16 protein-coding genes are annotated in these 18,983 nt (G+C 55.0%); 12 read left to right on the top strand and 4 right to left on the bottom strand.

Features of this window, described 5'->3' with window-relative positions:
* The first annotated feature begins 339 nt into the window (after window positions 1-339).
* Entirely contained in the window at window positions 340-1,293 is a 954-nt protein-coding gene (ydgH, locus tag EYY67_RS02815) for a DUF1471 family protein YdgH (protein WP_095922008.1), read from the top strand.
* A 73-nt stretch (window positions 1,294-1,366) separates the two neighbouring features.
* Here ydgH and EYY67_RS02810 read toward each other — a convergent pair whose 3' ends face one another.
* Complete coding sequence (locus EYY67_RS02810) at window positions 1,367-2,479, bottom strand: dipeptidase (protein WP_095922007.1); 1,113 nt, start codon at window positions 2,477-2,479, stop codon at window positions 1,367-1,369.
* A gap of 250 nt (window positions 2,480-2,729) precedes the next feature.
* Between EYY67_RS02810 and EYY67_RS02805 the strand changes: the two genes are divergently transcribed.
* From EYY67_RS02805 to EYY67_RS02760, 10 genes are all read left to right on the top strand, one after another.
* Window positions 2,730-4,325 (top strand): ABC transporter substrate-binding protein, encoded by a 1,596-nt coding sequence (locus EYY67_RS02805; RefSeq protein ID WP_119826018.1) that lies wholly within the window; start codon window positions 2,730-2,732, stop codon window positions 4,323-4,325.
* Window positions 4,322-5,335: an ABC transporter permease gene (locus tag EYY67_RS02800; protein WP_013575571.1), complete on the top strand. Its 1,014-nt coding sequence runs from the start codon at window positions 4,322-4,324 to the stop codon at window positions 5,333-5,335. The genes EYY67_RS02805 and EYY67_RS02800 overlap by 4 nt, the downstream gene beginning before the upstream one ends.
* Window positions 5,332-6,258 carry an ABC transporter permease gene (locus EYY67_RS02795; RefSeq protein WP_131692777.1) on the top strand — a complete coding sequence of 309 codons (927 nt, stop codon included), beginning with the start codon at window positions 5,332-5,334 and terminating at the stop codon, window positions 6,256-6,258. Before EYY67_RS02800 ends, EYY67_RS02795 begins: the two co-directional genes overlap by 4 nt.
* Window positions 6,258-7,088, top strand: a complete 831-nt coding sequence (locus tag EYY67_RS02790) for an ABC transporter ATP-binding protein (protein WP_131692820.1) — start codon at window positions 6,258-6,260, stop codon at window positions 7,086-7,088. The genes EYY67_RS02795 and EYY67_RS02790 overlap by 1 nt, the downstream gene beginning before the upstream one ends.
* Window positions 7,085-7,858, top strand: coding sequence for an ABC transporter ATP-binding protein (locus tag EYY67_RS02785; protein ID WP_131692776.1), 774 nt, complete (start codon window positions 7,085-7,087; stop codon window positions 7,856-7,858). The genes EYY67_RS02790 and EYY67_RS02785 overlap by 4 nt, the downstream gene beginning before the upstream one ends.
* An 84-nt stretch (window positions 7,859-7,942) precedes the next feature.
* Window positions 7,943-9,490: a serine hydrolase domain-containing protein gene (locus EYY67_RS02780; RefSeq protein WP_131692775.1), complete on the top strand. Its 1,548-nt coding sequence runs from the start codon at window positions 7,943-7,945 to the stop codon at window positions 9,488-9,490.
* Between the two features lie 523 nt (window positions 9,491-10,013).
* On the top strand, window positions 10,014-10,490 hold the full coding sequence (locus EYY67_RS02775; protein WP_119826014.1) for a GlcG/HbpS family heme-binding protein: 477 nt from the start codon (window positions 10,014-10,016) through the stop codon (window positions 10,488-10,490).
* Window positions 10,491-10,555: 65 nt separating this feature from the next.
* On the top strand, window positions 10,556-11,125 hold the full coding sequence (locus tag EYY67_RS02770) for a sugar dehydrogenase complex small subunit (RefSeq protein WP_119827400.1): 570 nt from the start codon (window positions 10,556-10,558) through the stop codon (window positions 11,123-11,125).
* On the top strand, window positions 11,118-12,722 hold the full coding sequence (locus EYY67_RS02765; RefSeq protein ID WP_131692774.1) for a GMC family oxidoreductase: 1,605 nt from the start codon (window positions 11,118-11,120) through the stop codon (window positions 12,720-12,722). Before EYY67_RS02770 ends, EYY67_RS02765 begins: the two co-directional genes overlap by 8 nt.
* Before the next feature lie 22 nt (window positions 12,723-12,744).
* Window positions 12,745-14,064 carry a cytochrome c gene (locus EYY67_RS02760; protein WP_131692773.1) on the top strand — a complete coding sequence of 440 codons (1,320 nt, stop codon included), beginning with the start codon at window positions 12,745-12,747 and terminating at the stop codon, window positions 14,062-14,064.
* Window positions 14,065-14,110: 46 nt separating this feature from the next.
* Here EYY67_RS02760 and EYY67_RS02755 read toward each other — a convergent pair whose 3' ends face one another.
* Window positions 14,111-15,217: a GGDEF domain-containing protein gene (locus EYY67_RS02755; RefSeq protein WP_095921998.1), complete on the bottom strand. Its 1,107-nt coding sequence runs from the start codon at window positions 15,215-15,217 to the stop codon at window positions 14,111-14,113.
* A 271-nt stretch (window positions 15,218-15,488) separates the two neighbouring features.
* Here EYY67_RS02755 and dauA point away from each other — a divergent pair, with 271 nt between their 5' ends.
* The gene (dauA, locus tag EYY67_RS02750) at window positions 15,489-17,156 is read left to right on the top strand and encodes a C4-dicarboxylic acid transporter DauA (RefSeq protein ID WP_131692772.1); all 1,668 of its coding nucleotides are present in this window, start codon (window positions 15,489-15,491) and stop codon (window positions 17,154-17,156) included.
* Between the two features lie 66 nt (window positions 17,157-17,222).
* Here dauA and kdsA read toward each other — a convergent pair whose 3' ends face one another.
* Window positions 17,223-18,077: a 3-deoxy-8-phosphooctulonate synthase gene (kdsA, locus tag EYY67_RS02745; RefSeq protein WP_095921996.1), complete on the bottom strand. Its 855-nt coding sequence runs from the start codon at window positions 18,075-18,077 to the stop codon at window positions 17,223-17,225.
* 95 nt (window positions 18,078-18,172) lie between these two features.
* Window positions 18,173-18,982: an invasion regulator SirB1 gene (sirB1, locus tag EYY67_RS02740; RefSeq protein ID WP_095921995.1), complete on the bottom strand. Its 810-nt coding sequence runs from the start codon at window positions 18,980-18,982 to the stop codon at window positions 18,173-18,175.
* Window position 18,983 lies beyond the last annotated feature (1 nt).

Raw genomic sequence — 18,983 nt, 5'->3', positions numbered from 1 at the left:
TGCTGCAAACCCTGAGAAACATGCCTTTAATCCACCTGAGAACGGCCAATATACCGGATCAATCACTCAGGATTTGTTCATTCTGAGCCGCTCAGTTCGGGCATAAAAGTTAGAAAATAGTGAATAATTAACATTTATTTCACCTCTTGGATTATGCAGCAAACTTATATAAGTTATGCGCAGTAAAAAAAGAACGGTGTTAAACCGGTAACCCCCTATTTATTGCCATAAATTGCTGAGACACTCGGCATTGTTACATGCAATAATCGGCCGCTAACCTGTTACACATCAAGAATTCAGCACGTTTCAACATTACTGCGCAAGGTGAAAGGATTTTTTATGAAGCTGACAAAAACGATCATCGCATCGGCCCTGTTTTCTGTTTCTGCGCTGTCTGCTGCACATGCCGCGCAGGAAATCAGCCCGCAGAAAGCAGCAGCCATCAAGCCTTTTGATCGCATTGTTATTACCGGGCGATTCAACACACTGGGCGACGCGTCTGACGCTGTTTCCCGCCGTGCCGATACGCTGGGTGCAGATTATTTTTATATTCAAGATACCAACACCACTAACAATAGCGGGAACTGGCGCGTAGTTGCAGATATCTATAAAAAAGATGCGCCAGAAGTCAGTAAAGATACTCACTACCGCGTGATCAATGGCGTGGTCGAGCTGCCGAAAGATGTGGCGTACGGCCTTGAGCCATATGACACCGTGACGGTCAGCGGTTTCTACCGCAGCCAGCCAGACGTCAATGATGCCATCACCAAAGCCGCGAAAGAGAAAGGGGCATACTCCTTCTTTATCGTTCGCCAGATTGATGCCAACAGCGGCGGCAATCAGTACGTGACAGCGTTTATTTATAAGAAAGATGCAGCAAAACGCGTTGTACAGTCTCCGGATGCGATCCCTGCTGATTCTGAAGCCGGTAAAGCCGCACTGGCAGCCGGTGGCGCAGCGGCAGCGAAAGTTGAAATCCCGGGCGTGGCCTCTTCCGGCAGCCCAAGCCGTGATGTCGGCCGCTTCTTTGAGACGCAGTCCTCTACCGGTCAGCGTTACACTGTCACTGCAACCAACGGCGCGAAAATTCAGGAAGTGAATGACGTGACCGCCGCGCAGATGGTGCCGTTTGATTCCACGACCTTCACCGGTCACTACAACAGCACCACCGACGTGTCGCAGGAAGTGGCAAACCGTGCCGCAGCGAAAGGCGCCAAGTTCTACCACATTACCCGCCAGTGGCAGAACAAAAGCGGCGGCAACCTGACCGTCAGCGCAGACTTCTTCAAATAAGTCTGCGCAGCACACAGCAAAAAGGCAGCCCGTCGTTGTGGCTGCCTTTTCTTTTACTGCCCTGCCTGCTGACTCAGTTTCCCCAGGTGCGCTCCAGCACATTCACCCAGTTTTTGTAGCAGATTTTTTCCAGCAGTGCCTGACCGTAACCCGCCTTTCGCAACGCCTCCACCAGCACCGGCAGTCCCCGCACGTCTTTCATAAAGGGCGCCATCGTCGCACCGTCAAAATCCGATCCGAATCCGACGCTGTCCTCACCCAGATGTTCCACCAGATAATCGACGTGACGCACCATGATATCGGTGCCGGTATCGTCGTTGCGTTTACCGTCTTCGCGCAGGAATGGCACCGCGAAGTTCAGCCCGACGAATCCCTGACTTTCTTTAATGGCGCCCAGTTGTTTATCCGTCAGATTGCGTGATTGCGGACAGATGCTGAACGCATTGGAATGGCTGGCCACCAGCGGCGCATTGCTCAGTTCTGCCACCTGCCAGAACCCTTTTTCATTGAGATGCGACAGGTCGATCATGATGCGTTTCTGGTTACAGGCTTTCACCAGACGCACGCCCGCTTCTGTCAGCCCCGGACCGGTATCCGGCGAGGTCTGATATTTGAAAGGCACGCCATGGCCGAAGATATTCGGACGACTCCACACCGGGCCGAGCGACCGCAGCCCCATGCTGTACAACACGTCGAGATTATACAAATCCTCATCAATCGCTTCCGCGCCCTCAATATGCATAACCACAGCTAATACATGGTTATCCATCGACTGACGGATTTCCTGCGCAGTACGGCAAATTTTCACCTTTCCCTGCGAGTGTTCTTCCATTCGGAGCAGGAACGCCATCATGCCAAATGTGACATCACGTGCAAAATCGAAAGAAGGCGTCGGGGAAAAATCAGGATGTTTTTGAGTACCTTCCAGCAAAAAACGGGGATCGACTGCGCGATCAGGCACGCTACTTGCAAGGTCAACGTCAGGCGTTGGCACCCAGGCGGCGAAAAGCCCGCCAGCAAAGCCTGCTTCACGACAGCGCGGCAGGTCCAATTGTCCGCTGGCGGGTCCCTGAAGGAATGCACGTTCCGGATCCTGACGATGTTCTGTCCAAAGTTGTAGCAAAACATCGTTATGTCCATCAAAAACCGGCATTAATTCTTCAGTTCCGTGCGCTACGTTATTCATAAAAAAGGTCTACCTTTGATTAAGCATGACTAAGACAACGGAGATTTGTTCATACAGGGTGCAGTCACAGCGTGATGTTGCACCAGCATTGAACAAACACAGTACGCTTCACATTAGTTTTTTCGATATGAAACGTCGACGAGTGCAAAGCAACGGTTTTTCATTTAAGCCAGTTGCCCGGAGTTAAGTCAAGGGTTTGCCACTGTAATTTTTAATTTTACTTTTATATATCAACATGATGGGAGTAGTTATGGTTACCAGGCGTCAATTTGTTACCGGTTTTTCCGCAATACCTGTGCTGTCCTACCTGAAATTTGATGCCGTGTTTGCTGCCACGCCGGCATCAATACTGGTGATGGCGATTCAGCTCGACATCATTACCAGCCTTGACCCGCATGAAAGTTTTGAATCCGTGGGCAGTGAAATTACCGGCAATATGTATCAGCAACTGGTGAAACCTAAACTGGCCTCCCCTGATGAAATTGAAGGCGATCTGGCAGTGTCCTGGACGGCTTCTGACGACAAAAAAACCTTCACCTTCAAACTGGATCCGCAAGCCAAATGGGCCGATGGCAAACCGGTTACCGCCGAAGACGCCGCGTTCTCCCTGCAACGCGTGGTGAAACTGGATAAAAGCCCGGCGTACATCATTAACCAGTTTGGTTACACCAAAGATAACGTCGACAGCCTGATTACCGCGCCTGACGCCGAAACGCTGGTGATCAAGACCACCGAACCGGCCTCTGAATCCTTCCTGTTATATTGCCTGACCGCCAACGTCGGCAGCATCGTGCAAAAATCTGCCTGTCTGGCAAATCAGGCCGGTGACGATCTCGGTAATACCTGGCTGAAGAAAAACAGTGCCGGTTCCGGTGCGTTCAAACTGCGCGACTGGAAAGTCAGCGAATCCGTCATCCTGGAAAGCAACAAAAACAACCCGCACGCAGGTAAGATCCAGCGCATCATCATGCGTCATATCATTGACCCTTCCGCTCAGTTGTTAATGCTGCAGAAAGGCGATATCGATATCGCGCGCAACCTGACCACCGAACAGCTGCGTCCGCTGCTGAAAGACAAAAACTTCACGCTGGTACAGAAAGGCATTGCGGGCACCTTTATGCTCTCCGCCAATACCGCGCACCCGAATCTGGCGAAACCGCAGGTCTGGCAGGCGATCAAATGGGCAATCGATTACGAAAATATCCAGCAGCATATCGTGCCGCTGACCCACAAAATCCATCAGAGCTTCCTGCCGGAAGGTTTCCCGGCGGCGGTTAACACCATCATGTACAAACGTGATGTGGCAAAAGCCAAAGCCCTGCTGGCGGAAGCCGGTTTCCCGAACGGGTTTGACATCACGCTGGATCACTATTCTGCGTCACCTTCTTCTGACATCGTGCAGGCATTGCAGTCGAACCTGGCGGAAGTCGGGATAAAAGTCACGCTGCTGGCCGCTGAAAGCCGTCAGGTACTGACCAAAATGCGTGCCCGTCAGCAACAACTGGCGATGACACAATGGGGCGCGGATTATTTTGACCCGAACTCCAACGCCGAAGCGTTCTGCAGCAACCCGGATAACACCGACAAAGCCAAGAGCCGTACGCTGGCATGGCGTTGCAGCTGGCAGGATAAAGAAATCTCCGATCTCAGCACCAAAGCCCTGAAAGAATCGGATCCGGCTACCCGCATCAAGCTGTACGAAGAATTGCAGACCAGACATATGGAAAACAGCCCGTTTGCCATCATGCTGCAACCGACCATGACCGCTGCCTGCCGTAACGTGATTTCCGGTGTGGTATTAACTGTAATGAGCACCAGCCCCTACGAGAAGGTTGTTAAAGCGTGAGCAAGAGACTCAAAGGATTTCTGAGTACCTGCATCAGCGTTTGTCTTACTTTGTTTGGTCTGTCGGTAGTGACTTTCTTTATTGGTCGCGTGATGCCGACGGACCCGGTTCTGGCTGCGGTTGGCGATAATGCCCCGCAGGCAGTCGTCGAACGGGTTCGTCATGAAATGGGGCTGGATCAGCCCCTCTGGTTGCAGTTCTTCCATTATCTCAGTCAGGTATTCCACGGTGATCTGGGGCGCTCAGCCCTGACCTCTAATCTGGTCACCACGGATATCGCCCGGTTTTTCCCGGCCACGCTGGAACTGGCGACGGCGGCCATCATCATCGCCGCCATTGTCGGTATTCCGCTCGGCGTCTGGGCCGCCACCCGTCAGGGTAGCTGGATCGATCAGACCATCCGCGTGGTGTGTCTGGCCGGTCACTCTTTACCGGTGTTTGTGCTGGCCCTGCTCAGCCTGCTGATCTTCTACTCCGCGCTGGGTATCGCGCCGGGGCCGGGACGTCAGGACATCATCTATCAGGATATGATCCCGCAGGTCACCGGTTTGCTGACGGTCGATTCCCTGCTGGCCGGTGACATGGGGGCATTTTGGGATGCCCTTGCGCATATGGTGCAGCCGGTGCTGATCCTCGCGTATTTCAGCATGGCCTACATCACCCGCATGACCCGTACTTTTATGCTTAACGCGCTGGGCGGCGAATATGTGATCACCGCCCGTGCCAAAGGGCTGTCGGCACAGCGGGTGATCTGGAAACATGCCTTTCCGACCGTCGGCGTGCAGCTGATCACCGTGCTGGCGCTGACCTACGCCGGTTTGCTGGAAGGTGCCGTGGTCACGGAAAACGTCTTCTCCTGGCCGGGTCTCGGACAATATCTCACCGTGTCGCTGATGAATGCGGATATGAACCCGGTGATCGGCTCAACGCTGTTGATCGGCGCGATTTATGTGCTGCTCAACCTGCTGGCTGACCTTCTCTACCGACTATTGGATCCCCGCGTAAAATGAGCACTCTTCCTGTCACACCTCAACCCCGCGCGGGCAGCCGCGCCTGGCTGCTGGCGGATACGCCGCACACCCGCACGCAAGCCGTCTGGGGACGCCGTTACCGCATCTGGCTCGGCCTGCGTAAAAATCCGCTGGCGGTCACCGGCCTGTTTACCGTGCTGATCGTGTTGCTGATTTCCCTCTGTGCGCCGTGGCTGACCAGCTACGATCCGGGCGCACAGGATCTGGCACACCGTCTGGCGAAGCCTTCCTCCCTGCACTGGCTGGGGACTGATGAACTGGGACGCGACACCCTGAGCCGTATTCTTTACGGTGGCCGTATCACGCTCGGCATGGTGATCGTGGTGGTGGCGATTGTTGCCCCGCTGGGTCTGCTGATTGGCTGTGTGGCTGGCTATGCCGGTGGCCTGCTGGATCGCATTCTGATGCGCATCACCGACATCTTTCTGGCCTTCCCGCGTCTGATTCTGGCACTGGCGTTCGTCGCCGCCCTCAAACCCGGCATTGAAAGCGCCATTCTGGCCATCGCCCTCACCGCCTGGCCGCCGTATGCCCGACTGGCACGCGCAGAAACCATGCAGGTGCGCGGCACGGATTATATTGCCGTCTGCCGTCTGACCGGCGCGACGCCTGCCCGCATCGTGCTGCGCCACATCATGCCGCTGTGCGTACCGAGTCTGGTGGTGCGTATCACCCTCGACATGAGTTCAATCATTATCACCGCAGCGAGTCTGGGCTTTCTGGGCATGGGCGCACAGCCACCGTCACCGGAATGGGGCGCGATGATTGCCACCGCCCGCCGGTTCCTGTTCAGCGAATGGTGGGTACCGCTCATTCCGGCCATTGCCATTTTCGTGACATCTCTGGCGTTTAACTTCCTCGGCGACGGGCTGCGTGACGTCCTCGATCCTAAGGAGCAATGATGCTGGTTGATATCAAAGATCTGCATATTACCTTTCAGACCAACAGCGGCAGTTTCGACGCTGTTCGCGGCGTATCTCTGTCGTTAGACAAAGAAAAGTTCGGCATCGTCGGCGAGAGCGGATCCGGTAAATCCCTCACCGCCCGTTGTCTGATGAACCTGTTGCCCTCCAGCGCGAAATGCCGCGCAGAGACCTTGTCTTTCGACGGCATTGATTTGCGCAATGCCAGTGAAAAACAGATGCGGCAAATTCGCGGCAAGCGCGTCGGCTTCATTTTGCAGGATCCGAAATACTCCCTGAATCCGGTGATGCCGATCGGCAAACAAGTGGCCGAAGCCTGGCAGACCCATAAAGGCGGATCGAAAAAACAGGCCATGAACGCGGCGATTGAACTGCTGGATCAGGTGCGTATCCGCGACCCGCATAAAGTGGCGGAACGGTATGCGCACGAAGTCTCGGGCGGGATGGGCCAGCGCGTGATGATTGCCATGATGCTGGCCCCGGATCCGGAACTGATGATTGCAGACGAACCGACCAGCGCGCTGGATGCCACCGTTCAGGCCGAAATTCTGCGTCTGCTGGATGATCTGGTGTCAAGCCGTGGCATGGGGCTGATTCTGATCAGTCACGACCTGCCGCTGGTGTCAAAATTTTGCGATCGCGTGGCGGTGATGTATGCCGGGCGTATCGTCGAAACCTTACAGGCCGGTGATCTGCTGAAAGCACAGCATCCTTACACGCGCGGGCTGCTCGAGTGTCTGCCATCCCTGAAACATCCGCGGGACAGACTGCCGGTTCTGGTGCGTGACGAAGCATGGAAAACCTCATGACAGAAGAATCCTCTCCTTTAGATAACAGCAAAATTGTCCTGAACAATTTGCGCATCGCGTTTGGCGATACCGAAGTGGTGAAAGGCGTGAGTTTCAGCGTCGCCCCCGGGGAATGTTTCGGCATTGTGGGGGAAAGCGGCTCGGGGAAATCCACCATTTTACGCGCACTGGCCGGACTGAATCAGGCATGGTCAGGCGGGATGGTGATTGGTGGTGAAGATCAGACGCCCGTGCGCCAGAAACGCTTTTTCCGCCGCGTACAGATGGTGTTTCAGGATCCCTACGGTTCCCTGCATCCCCGCCAGACCATTGACCGCATTCTCAGCGAGCCGCTGATCGTTCACGGTTTTCTGAATATCGAAAAGCGGATCACCGATGCGCTGGCTGAAGTCGGCCTGCCACAGGCCGTGCGTTTTCGCTTTCCGCACCAGCTATCCGGCGGCCAGCGCCAGCGTGTCGCTATTGCGCGGGCGATGATTTCAGAACCTGAAATTTTACTGCTCGATGAGCCGACGTCCGCGCTGGATGTTTCGGTGCAAGCGGAGATCCTCAACCTGCTGAGCGATCTGCGTGAACGCCGCAAGCTGACGTATATTCTGGTCAGTCACAATCTGGCGGTGATAACGCATCTTTGCACCAGCATTGGCGTGATGATCGGTGGTGAAATGGTCGAGCTTCTGAGCGCGGACGATTTAAGGATGGGCAACGTCAGCCATCCGCATACCGCAGAGTTACGATCGTTAAGTCTCAGTTTAGAGGAGCCTGAATAACCGTTTCTGCAGGGAACGTATTTGGGTTTCACGGGCAGCATGGCTGCCCACTTTTTCACTGATAGACAGTCTGTGGAGACGCTAATGACATCTGATTTACAGTGGCACGCCGCGGAAGCGACGGCAAAAAACATCACCAAAAGCTGGGACAAACCCGGTGAACCGGGCGGTGCCATCACGCTTTTCGACAGTAAAACACTGCGGGGTTTTGCCACCGGCGGACTGGCCAATCTCACCACCGCCACCCCCTTCAGCATTGATTCAGTGGTTCGTTATGCCTCTGTCACCAAACACATTTTCGCCACGCTGGCGTTGCTGAAAAGCGATGCGGGTCTTTCGCCCGATGATCCGCTCGGCCAGTATTTACCTCAGCTGAAAGCGCCCATGTCACAGGTGACTGTCGGACAGGCGCTGGATATGACCGGCGGATTAGCGGACGTGCGCGAGACCTTGTCGCTGCTGGGTACTTCTGTTTATAACGTCAGCGACCCCGGGGCGATCATGGATTTTCTGGCGCAGGACGGCACGCTGAATTTTCCGGCGGGGACAGAGATTTCTTACAGCAATACCGGTTACCGGCTGGTGGAAGAAATCCTCAAACAGAAAGGCATCTTGTTTGAAGATTTGCTGCAAACGCATATCGCACAGCCGCTGGATATCGCCTTCACCGCACCGGAAACCTGGTTCGATATCGTGCCGGATCTGGTGCCCGGTTACTGGCAGGACACGACCGGCTGGAAAACGGCGGTCGCCGGTTTGCATTTGTCGGCATCCGGCAGTCTGACCGGCAGCCTGCGCTCCCTTTCCGTCTGGTTGCAAAGCCTGCTGGCAGATAACGGGCCGGGCGCGGGCGCACTGAAAACCCTGACGGCACAACGTTATCTGCACGGCGATATTCCTTCCGCGTACGGGCTGGGTACCACCTCAACCCGCATCGGTGAACATACGTTGTACGGTCACGGCGGCTCCCATGCCGGGTATAAAACCTATTTCCTGCTGCATCCTGAACTGGATGCCGGCGTGGCGCTGGTATCCAACCGCGAAGACACCACCGCCTACACGCACGCGCTGACCGTGATGTCTTCCCTGCTCGCCACCCCTTTACCTGCCCGCAGCCATGCGCTGCCGGATGGCTTATACGCCAGCGTCGCCGAACCCTACTGGCTGAAAGTCAGCAACGGCACCGCCAGTTATCTCGGGTCTGCCGATAATTTGTATCAGGGCGAGGATGCCGGTGAAGCCATCACCTTATCAGCGCATATGCCCATGCGTCTGCGCTGGGACGGCACCGCCATTCAGGGGGAAATCGGCCATGCACCGCGTTACTTCACGCCGGTGGAACCGAACGATTGCCTGAAAATGGTTCAGGGTCGCTGGTATCATCCTGAGTCAAAAGCGGCTTTCGATATTGATGGCGATCAGTTGCGGATGGGCGTCGGCACGTTGCGCGCCAGCGGTCAGCTGACCTCGCTGGGTGCGGGACGTTTGCTGGTGGAACTGCCCGACGGCCCGTGGAAGAAAAACTTCTGTCTTTACTTCCAGGGCTACAATGTCCGGCTGATTTCCAACCGCAGCCGGGTGCTGAGTTTCCGCCGTGATGAATGCCGCAGCCGCTGGCATGCTGAGGAATAACGCTCCCTGAGTGACCTTCCGCACAGCGCCGCCCGGCACCTGTCTGGCGGCGTTTTTATCCGCTTCCCTGCCGCAATAACACCTCAAACCGTGACTCACTTCAAATAAACCCTGCGTTTGAACGGGGGATAGCACAAACCTCCCGTTCAGGGAGGTTTGTTTTGTTAACTCCGTCACATTTCGTTAATGGTTATGGATCATATGGTTCATAACAGCACAATATGTTCAACCCTTATATCACAAGGCCTGCCAGCCCGATTTGCTCATAATATCCTCACAAACTCTCCTGAGAAGTAGTTACCCTGCGCAATCGTCACTTTTGCTGTTTTGTTAATTGCATTAACATCCGCGAAACAAAAAACAATAGCATTGCGCTGATGGTGGCATTAAGAAACACGCTCGAGTGTTCCGTCCACCCACGCCTTATTGTTTTTAATATTATTAAGTTACCAACTTTATTTTACTTTTCGTTCACTAAAAACCTGTTACGCAATGTTTTGCTACTGCCACAAGGGATGAGTTTATGTCTGTTAAAAAACGCACTGTACAGGCACTGTTTTGTGCCACTTCTCTGTTATTTTCCGCCACCTCCGTTCTGGCGGCGGAGCATCCGCAACTGGATAATGCGCAGGCAGCCAAAGTGATCGACAGTGTGAAATCCACACTGGCCGGGCTGAACAGCACCGGTTGCGTCGCCGTTGTTGATGCATCTGGTTCATTACTGGCTTTCCAGCGCCTCGACGGTTCTCCGGCCGGCTGTGTTGATGCCTCCATCGGTAAGGCGCGCACTTCTGCGCTGTACCACGCGCCGTCGCTGAAATTTATGCAACGTCTGCAGGGCGGCGAAACCACGGTGCTGGCGATCCCTCACGCCGTGGCACTGGGCGGCGGTTTCCCGCTGACACTTAACGGCGAAGTCGTCGGTGCAGTCGGTGTCAGTACGCCGAAGCAAGACATCGATAACCAGTCTTCTGAAAAAGCAGCCAGCGTTCTGAAATAAACAGGCTGCATTCCCGGTAAAAACTGATGGCCACGCCCGTGGCCGTTTATACGGAACATCACTCCATGATCAATCTTTCTCGTCGCCGGTTGGTTCTCGGCACGGCGGGCGTACTGGCTGCGGGTATCAGCAGCCAGATGCTTGGCGGTGGCGTATTTGCCACGCTGGCGCAGGCCGCACCACCACTGGCTTCCGCCGTGACCATGCCCGCCAGTTTTATGAAACTCTCAGAACAACTCACCGGCATGGATAGCCTGGAACCGCATCTCGGTCAGGCACTGTACAGCTGGCTGCATCAGGCGCAAAACAACGCTCAGCTCGACACTCAACTCGACGCCCTGTCGGCGCTGATCACCGCGCACAGCACTGTGGTGGGTGACGATTTGCATCAGCTTCTGGCACAACAACCGGCAGAACTGGCGGCGCTATACCAGCAACTGGTCAGCGGCTGGTATCTCGGTGTGGTCGGTCAGCCCGGCAGCCAGAAATGCATCGGCTTCGAAAATATCGTCAGCTATCAGTTGCTGAAAAATAACCTGCTGCCGCCAAGCTACGCACCGGGCGAACCGAATTTCTGGGTCAACAAACCTGCTGTACCGCAACAACATTCCACGGAGGTGATTGCTCATGGCTGATGCACTGAATGCAGATGTCGTCGTTATCGGTGCCGGTATCGCCGGTTCCCTCGCCGCGCTGAAAATGGTCAAAGCCGGTGTGTCCGTGCTGATGCTCGATTCCGGACCGGTAATCAAACGCGACGAAGCCGTTGAACTGTTCCGTCAGTCGCCGCTGAAAGGCGATTTTACCGAGCCGTATCCGCCAAAACCCTGGGCGCCGCAACCGAAGTTTCAGCCGAAAGATAACAATTACCTGATCCAGAAAGGTCCGGATATCTATGCGGCGCAGTACCTGCGTGGCGTCGGCGGCACCACCTGGCACTGGGCGGGACAGGCGTTCCGTTTGCTGCCAAACGACATGAAGATCAAAACGCTGTATGGCGTCGGGCGCGACTGGCCGATCAGTTATGAAGATCTGGAACCCTATTACACCGAAGCAGAAATTCAGATGGGCGTTTCCGGTGACGATGCGCTGGATTCCCCGCGCTCGCAGCCATATCCGCTGCCGGGCATTCCGCTGCCTTACGGGTTCGACCGCATCAGCAAACGTATTGCCAGACTCGGTTACGTGCTGGGTATCGGCCCGCAGGCGCGTAACAGCATCCCTTACGACGGCCGCCCTGCCTGCTGTGGCAACAATAACTGCATGCCGGTCTGCCCGATTGACGCGCAATACCACGGTGGCATTTCAGCGCGTAAAGCGATTGAAGCCGGTGTGCGCGTGATTGCCAACGCCGTGGTGTACAAGATCGAAGCCAATGACAGCGGTGACATCGTGGCCGTGCATTATCTTGATGCCGACAAAGTCACCCATAAAGTCACCGGTAAACGCTTTGTGCTGACCGCCAATGGCATCGAAAGTCCGAAACTGCTGCTGATGTCCACCAGCGAGAAATACCCGAACGGCATCGCCAACAGTTCCGGCATGGTCGGTCGCAACCTGATGGATCACCCCGGCACTTCCGTTGAATTTTATGCCGATGAACCGGTGTATTTCGGGCGAGGCCCGATGCGTCCGGGCAGTATTAACAATCTGCGTGACGGCGATTTCCGCAGTGACCGCTCGGCGTTACGTATCGACGTGGCGAACACTTCACCGGTGCGCTATCTGACCGAGCGTCTGGTGCGTCAGGGCTATTACGGCAAGGTGCTGAACGACAAACTGACCTATCAGTCCGAGCGTTTCATCCAGCTGAAATGCCTGCTGGAAATGCTGCCGGAACCGGAAAACCGTGTCGTGCTGAGCAAAACCGAGAAAGACGAATGGGGTATTCCGCGTCTCGAAGTGCATTACAAATTCCCGGAATACGTGCACCGCGGCTATGACCAGTCGATGCTCGATTTCCAGAAAATCGTCAAAGAGATGGGCGGCACCGACGTGGTGTACAGCAAGCGTGGTGTCTACGACAACAACCAGCACATCACCGGCACCATGATCATGGGCAGCGATCCGAAAGATTCCGTGGTGGACGGCGACTGCCGCACCCACGACCACCCTAACCTGTTCATTGCCGGTACCGGCATCATGCCGTCGGCCTCGACGGTGAACTCCACGCTGTCCGGTACGGCGCTGGCATTACGACTGGCTGATACGGTGCTGAAAAGCCTGGCCTGATTGATTTTCTGAGGAATGAGCAATGAAAATGACATTCATGCTGGCCGCATTGCCACTGCTGGTGGCGACCAGCGCGCTGGCGGATGATGCGACGGGCAACGCGGCGTTAATTAAGCGTGGCGAATATCTGGCGATCGCCGGGGACTGTACCGCCTGCCATACCGCGCCGGGCGCGGAGGCCAGCGCGAAATTTGGCGGCGGTTATCCGCTGGCGTCGCCGTTCGGGGTGATTTACGGCACCAATATTTCATCGGACAAGCAGTTTGGTATCGGCAGCTGGACCGACGACGAATTCGTGCGGGCGGTGCGGGAAGGTGTCGGTAAAGACGGGCAACAACTGTATCCGGCGATGCCTTACGACTCTTTCACCAAAATGAAACGCGACGATGTGTTAGCGATCAAAGCCTATCTGATGTCACAACCTGCGGTGCATTCAGCGGGGCCGCAGACTGATTTGTCGTTCCCGTTCAACCAGCGCTGGGGCATGCGCGTGTGGAAGATGTTTAACTTCGACAAAGGCGAGCTGAAAAACGATCCGTCAAAATCAGCGGACTGGAACCGGGGCGCTTATCTGGTGGAAGCCCTTGAACACTGCGGCACCTGCCATACGCCGCGAACGCTGACCATGGGAATGGACACCGACAAGGCGTTTTCCGGCGGAGATTTAGGGTCATGGGTCGCCTTTAACATTACGCCGGATAAAAATGCCGGGATCGGCAACTGGTCGCAACAGGAACTGGTGACCTATCTGAAAACCGGTTTTGTGGCCGGTAAAGCCTCCGCGTCAGGCGCGATGTCAGAAGCCATTGAACACAGTTTGCAGCATCTTTCTGACGCTGACCTGAATGCTATTGCGACCTATATCCGCGCTGTGCCTGCCGTCGGTGATGACAAGCAAACCAAACCGCGTGATGCGTGGGGTCAGCGTGATCAGGATGTCTATCCGTTGCGCGCCGAAGGCCAGACCATCGATCAGTCGGCGTCGGCGCTCTTTAATGCCAGTTGCGCAGCCTGTCACGGTAAAGGCGGCGAAGGCAGCGGTGAAGGTTTCCATGCTTATCCGTCGCTGTTCAGCCACACCAGCACCGGTTCGTATGACAGCCGCAATCAGGTTTCGGTGATCCTCAACGGCGTGCAACGCCATATGGAGAAAGGCGAAATCATGATGCCGTCGTTTGCCAATCAGCTGAATGACGATCAGATCGCGACGCTGAGTAATTACGTCAGCACGCAGTTTGGTAATCCGGCGGCGGCAACGGTGACCGCGAAGGACGTGGCGAAAATGCGCAAAGCAGCCGATCTGACCTATCCGCCGAAAATAGAAGAAGGCACGCAGAAATAATCTGCTTGCTGGTCAACATCAAAAGGAGCCGGATTGCGGCTCCTTTTTATAATTTGGAATAATGACGTTTGTGCCCCAGCGCCGCCAGCGTCAGTATCGAACTGCCCACCACGCGGTTTTTGCCCTGCCGTTTCGCCTCATAAAGCGAGAGATCGGCCAGTTTCAGTGACTTACGGATAATCATGCCCGGCAGATAGAGCGACACCCCCAGCGACACCGTCACTTTAAGCTCGCGTCCGTCCTCAAGCATGATCACGCAGTTTTCCACTTCCTGACGGATACGTTCGGCAATCGACAACAGCGTGTCCGGATCGTAGGCCGACGTCATGATCAGAAACTCCTCGCCGCCGTAACGCCCGGCAAAATCATCGTTGCGGGTCAGATGGCGCAGTAAACGCCCGACTTCAATTAATACGCGATCTCCGACCAGATGCCCCAGCGTGTCATTCACCCGTTTAAAGTTATCAATATCCAGCAGAATTAATCCGCAGGCTTCGCGCTGGATCTGCCGCTGCGCCAGCCAGTAATCAATACTGGCGCGATTATTAATTTGCGTCAGTTCATCAGTGGCAGCCTTCACGCGAATGGTGAAGACTTTATTCATATAGATTTCTTTATAATTTAACGCGTGATAACACAAGATCATGCAGAACGCCGCAATCACCTGATAGAAAATAAGTTCTGTCCACGGCACTTTAATGCCATGCAATCCCGACACCAGCAGCAAGCGGAAAATACCGACCAGCACAATCGTAATGTACAATTCCCGATGTTTACGCCTGCGCCAGACCCGGAATATAAATAAGGTGCCGAGAATAATGGCGATAAACAGATTATTGAGGGTGAGCATTCCGCTGAAAAAGAACGCCGTCAGGAAACTGCACAACCCGCTCAGCCAGCCGCCAAAAAATGTCACTAAAATCATGGGCAACATTTCAAAACTGAACGACAGGTTGTCCGTCAGCACGAGCTGATTGCCACGCAGATAAAGCGCCGTAATCCCGGCAATGACGCCAAATATCACCCGTTTCCAGTGGGAACCCTTGAAGGTAAAAGGTTCGCTGCGACTCAGTACAAAAAAACTGATTGAAAGCGTGGCATACGTAACGCAAATATCCGCATACAAACTCCACAGCGACAAGATGTCCGGCATAGATAAGTGCGTCCTCCCACGCTTTCCCCGGCTGATTTACGGGTATTAACTTAAATATAGATGATGAATGCCTTCATCGTATTCATGTGTCAAATATCTGGCGGCACATCACATTGCGAAGAATTACACTGAAAGGTGTGCCGTCCCCCTTTGTGTTAACAAGCCTTGATTTATGTCTACGCGAGGCGGGTCTGAAAGGCGTAGGCTACGTTTTTTCCGGTGAAGGAATACCGGGTTGATATCCATTCCTCTGTCAGGTGATTTATATCCTATGAATACTTCAGGAAGACGCCATATCAGGCCATTCAGCGCACTGATAGACGCCTGTTTTCGTGAAAAATATACGCTTCAACGTTTACTCAAAGATGCCATTGCGGGCGTCACCGTGGGAATTATTGCCATCCCGCTGGCGATGGCGCTGGCGATAGGCAGTGGTGTACCGCCGCAATACGGGCTGTATACGTCGGCCATTGCCGGGATTGTCATTGCGGTTTTCGGCGGATCGCGTTTCAGCGTCTCCGGTCCGACGGCGGCCTTTGTCGTCATCCTCTATCCCGTGTCACAGCAATTCGGTTTGTCCGGGTTATTGCTGGCAACCCTTATGTCAGGCGTCATGCTTCTGCTGATGGGGCTGGCGCGCTTCGGGCGGCTGATTGAATACATTCCGCTGCCGGTCACGCTCGGCTTTACTTCCGGCATTGCGATCACCATCGGGACGATGCAGTTTAAAGACTTCTTCGGTCTGACCATGGCGACGGTGCCGGAGCATTATCTGAGCAAAGTTGCCGCGCTGGTGATGGCGCTGCCGACGCTGGATACCGGCGATGCGGCCATCGGCATCGTGACGCTGGGCGTGCTGATTATCTGGCCGAAACTGGGATTACGCATCCCCGGACATCTTCCGGCGCTGCTGGCGGGCTGCGCGGTGATGGCCGTCTTCATGCAGGCCGGGCATCCGGTGGCAACCATCGGTTCGCGTTTCCACTTTCTGTTGCCCGACGGTTCACAAGGCAATGGTATTCCGCCGATTCTGCCGCAGTTCGCGCTGCCCTGGGGGCAACACGGTGAGGCGGGCCTCAGCTGGTCGCTGGTTCAGGCGCTGTTACCGGCGGCGTTTTCAATGGCCATGCTCGGCGCGATTGAATCCCTGCTGTGCGCCGTGGTGCTCGACGGCATGACCGGTAAGAAACACCATTCCGACAATGAGCTGATCGGTCAGGGTATCGGGAATATGGTCAGCCCGTTCTTTGGCGGCATTACCGCAACGGCGGCGATTGCCCGTTCCGCGGCGAACGTTCGCGCCGGTGCGACGTCACCGGTATCGGCCATTATTCACTCGCTGCTGGTGATCCTCGCCCTGCTCATTCTCGCCCCGCTGCTGTCATGGCTGCCGCTGGCGGCCATGGCGGCGCTGCTGCTGATGGTGGCATGGAACATGAGTGAAGCGCATAAAGTGGTGGATTTGCTGCGTCGTGCGCCGAAAGACGACATTCTGGTGATGCTGACCTGCATGAGCCTGACGGTGCTGTTCGACATGGTGATTGCGATCACCGCCGGTATCGTCATGGCATCGCTGCTGTTTATGCGCCGTATCGCCAAACTGACCCGTCTGACGGAAGTACTCGCCGATACACCGGAAGATACGCTGGTATTGCGGATTAACGGCCCGCTGTTCTTTGCCGCCGCAGAACGTATTTTCAGTGAGTTGCAGGTGCGCAGCGAAGGCAAGAAAGTCATTGTTCTCTTGTGGGATCGCGTGGCCGTTCTGGACGCCGGTGGTGTCAGTGCCTTGCGTCATTTCATCGACACCTTGCCGCAGGATACCGAACTGCGGATGGCTGAGATCCCTTTCCAGCCGCTGAAAACGCTGGCCCGCGCCAGAATGCAGCCGGTGGAAGGCAAACTGAGTTTCCACAGTTCGTTGCACGACGCGCTGTAAAAAGCCGATCCGCTAAACGACAAAGGCGACCCGAAGGTCGCCTTTGTTTTATCTGGCTGAGACAGATTATTTGCTGGTATCGAGCGCCGGGAAGCTTTTCACCAGATCATCGATAGCTTTCATCTGCACCAGGAACGGCTCCAGTTTATCCAGCGGCAATGCAGAAGGACCGTCGCATTTCGCGTGTTCCGGATCTTCGTGCGCTTCGATGAACAGACCTGCAATACCGACCGCCATACCAGCGCGTGCCAGTTCTGCCACCTGCGCACGACGACCGCCGGAAGCGGCACCGAACGGGTCACGGGTTTGCAGGGCGTGGGTTACGTCGAAGATTACCGGATGGCCGCCGGTAGCATTGATCATGACGTTCATGCCCAGCATGTCGACAACCAGGTTGTCATAACCGAAGTTGCTGCCGCGATCACACAGAATCACCTGATCGTTGCCGCCTTCTTTGAATTTATCAACGATGTTACCCATCTGACCCGGGCTGACGAACTGAGGTTTTTTCACGTTGATGACGGCGCCGGTTTTCGCCATCGCTTCAACCAGATCAGTCTGGCGGGCCAGGAAGGCTGGCAACTGAATCACATCCACGACTTCGGAAACAGGCTGTGCCTGCCAGGATTCATGAACGTCAGTGATGATTTTCACGCCGAATGCTTTTTTCAGCTCCTGGAAAATCTTCATGCCTTCATCCAGCCCCGGACCACGGTAAGAATGAATAGATGAGCGGTTGGCTTTATCGAAAGACGCCTTGAACACGTAAGGAATGCCCAGTTTCTGTGTCACGGTGACGTAATGTTCACACACCCGCATCGCCATATCGCGCGATTCGAGTACGTTCATCCCACCGAACAACACAAACGGCAGATCGTTGGCGACGTTGATGTCCTGAATGCTAACCACTTTATGTTTCATGCTTTGGCCTTTTTAGTGATAAATCTTTCACCCGGCAAGAGGATAACGTCTTGTTTTATCTTGTCTTGCCCGATGTGACGTAAGGTAAGTATAAATTAGTGCAAGGTGACTTGCTTGTGCTCGATCGAATGGATCTGCACTTTAATCACTTCTGAAATCGGGTCTTCCGGGCACTGTTCAACAAAATAGTTGAGATCAGAAATCGCCACATGGTCGCATTCCAGCTGGGCGTAAATCAGCCCGCGGTCGCGGATTTCATACGGATCTTCCGGATCAAACTGCAGCACCGTTTCGCTGGCACGCAGCGCCAGCTCGAACTGTTTCTCTTCCATCAGCGCGGCTTTAAGCGTATCGAGCATCTTACGCACGATCAGCGTATTTTCCGCTTCATCCAGATCATCGTCTTCGATTTCCGCCATCACACCCAGATTGCCTTTCAGCCACACGCTGAGCATATGCTCGTTGAGCGTGTCGCCGTTAATCGGGTTGAGCAGCCACATCTCTTCATCGAGCCAGTCGGCACGCATAATGAGCTGGGTCGGAAAAATCACCGGCATTAGCGGCAAATCCAGCTCATGGGCGATATGCAGGAAAATCACGCCAAGCGACACCGGCGTGCCCTGACGGGATGACAGCACTTTGTCTATCCAGATGGCATCAGAAAGCCGGTAAACGCCGCCCGCCCCGCCAAATCCCCAGGTCCGGTAGAACAGTTCAATCAACGCTTCGAGCTGCTGATCCTGATCCAGATCTTCAGGAACGACACGGCGTGCTTCATCGACCAGCGCTTGTAACTGGTGGCGAACGTCGTCCGCATTGAAATCAAAACGCACGGATTCCGTTACTTTGATCACTCCGGTACTGAGCGGAGCGGTGTTAAATTCAAAATCAGCAAGGGTACTCATA

Origin of the sequence: Rahnella victoriana, assembly GCF_004330295.1 — a bacterium.
In the GTDB taxonomy this organism is placed as follows: domain Bacteria; phylum Pseudomonadota; class Gammaproteobacteria; order Enterobacterales; family Enterobacteriaceae; genus Rahnella; species Rahnella victoriana.
The sequence above is the reverse complement of the archived record's forward strand: the minus strand, read 5'-3'. Positions and strand labels throughout refer to the sequence as shown.

Bases quoted from the DNA above. Each gene is read 5' to 3' on its own strand.
- ydgH (WP_095922008.1), top strand. From the start codon at position 340: ATGAAGCTGACAAAAACGATCATCGCATCGGCCCTGTTTTCTGTTTCT.
- EYY67_RS02810 (WP_095922007.1), bottom strand. From the start codon at position 2,479: ATGAATAACGTAGCGCACGGAACTGAAGAATTAATGCCGGTTTTTGAT.
- EYY67_RS02805 (WP_119826018.1), top strand. From the start codon at position 2,730: ATGGTTACCAGGCGTCAATTTGTTACCGGTTTTTCCGCAATACCTGTG.
- EYY67_RS02795 (WP_131692777.1), top strand. From the start codon at position 5,332: ATGAGCACTCTTCCTGTCACACCTCAACCCCGCGCGGGCAGCCGCGCC.
- EYY67_RS02790 (WP_131692820.1), top strand. From the start codon at position 6,258: ATGCTGGTTGATATCAAAGATCTGCATATTACCTTTCAGACCAACAGC.
- EYY67_RS02785 (WP_131692776.1), top strand. From the start codon at position 7,085: ATGACAGAAGAATCCTCTCCTTTAGATAACAGCAAAATTGTCCTGAAC.
- EYY67_RS02780 (WP_131692775.1), top strand. From the start codon at position 7,943: ATGACATCTGATTTACAGTGGCACGCCGCGGAAGCGACGGCAAAAAAC.
- EYY67_RS02775 (WP_119826014.1), top strand. From the start codon at position 10,014: ATGTCTGTTAAAAAACGCACTGTACAGGCACTGTTTTGTGCCACTTCT.
- EYY67_RS02770 (WP_119827400.1), top strand. From the start codon at position 10,556: ATGATCAATCTTTCTCGTCGCCGGTTGGTTCTCGGCACGGCGGGCGTA.
- EYY67_RS02765 (WP_131692774.1), top strand. From the start codon at position 11,118: ATGGCTGATGCACTGAATGCAGATGTCGTCGTTATCGGTGCCGGTATC.
- EYY67_RS02760 (WP_131692773.1), top strand. From the start codon at position 12,745: ATGAAAATGACATTCATGCTGGCCGCATTGCCACTGCTGGTGGCGACC.
- EYY67_RS02755 (WP_095921998.1), bottom strand. From the start codon at position 15,217: ATGCCGGACATCTTGTCGCTGTGGAGTTTGTATGCGGATATTTGCGTT.
- dauA (WP_131692772.1), top strand. From the start codon at position 15,489: ATGAATACTTCAGGAAGACGCCATATCAGGCCATTCAGCGCACTGATA.
- kdsA (WP_095921996.1), bottom strand. From the start codon at position 18,077: ATGAAACATAAAGTGGTTAGCATTCAGGACATCAACGTCGCCAACGAT.
- sirB1 (WP_095921995.1), bottom strand. From the start codon at position 18,982: ATGAGTACCCTTGCTGATTTTGAATTTAACACCGCTCCGCTCAGTACC.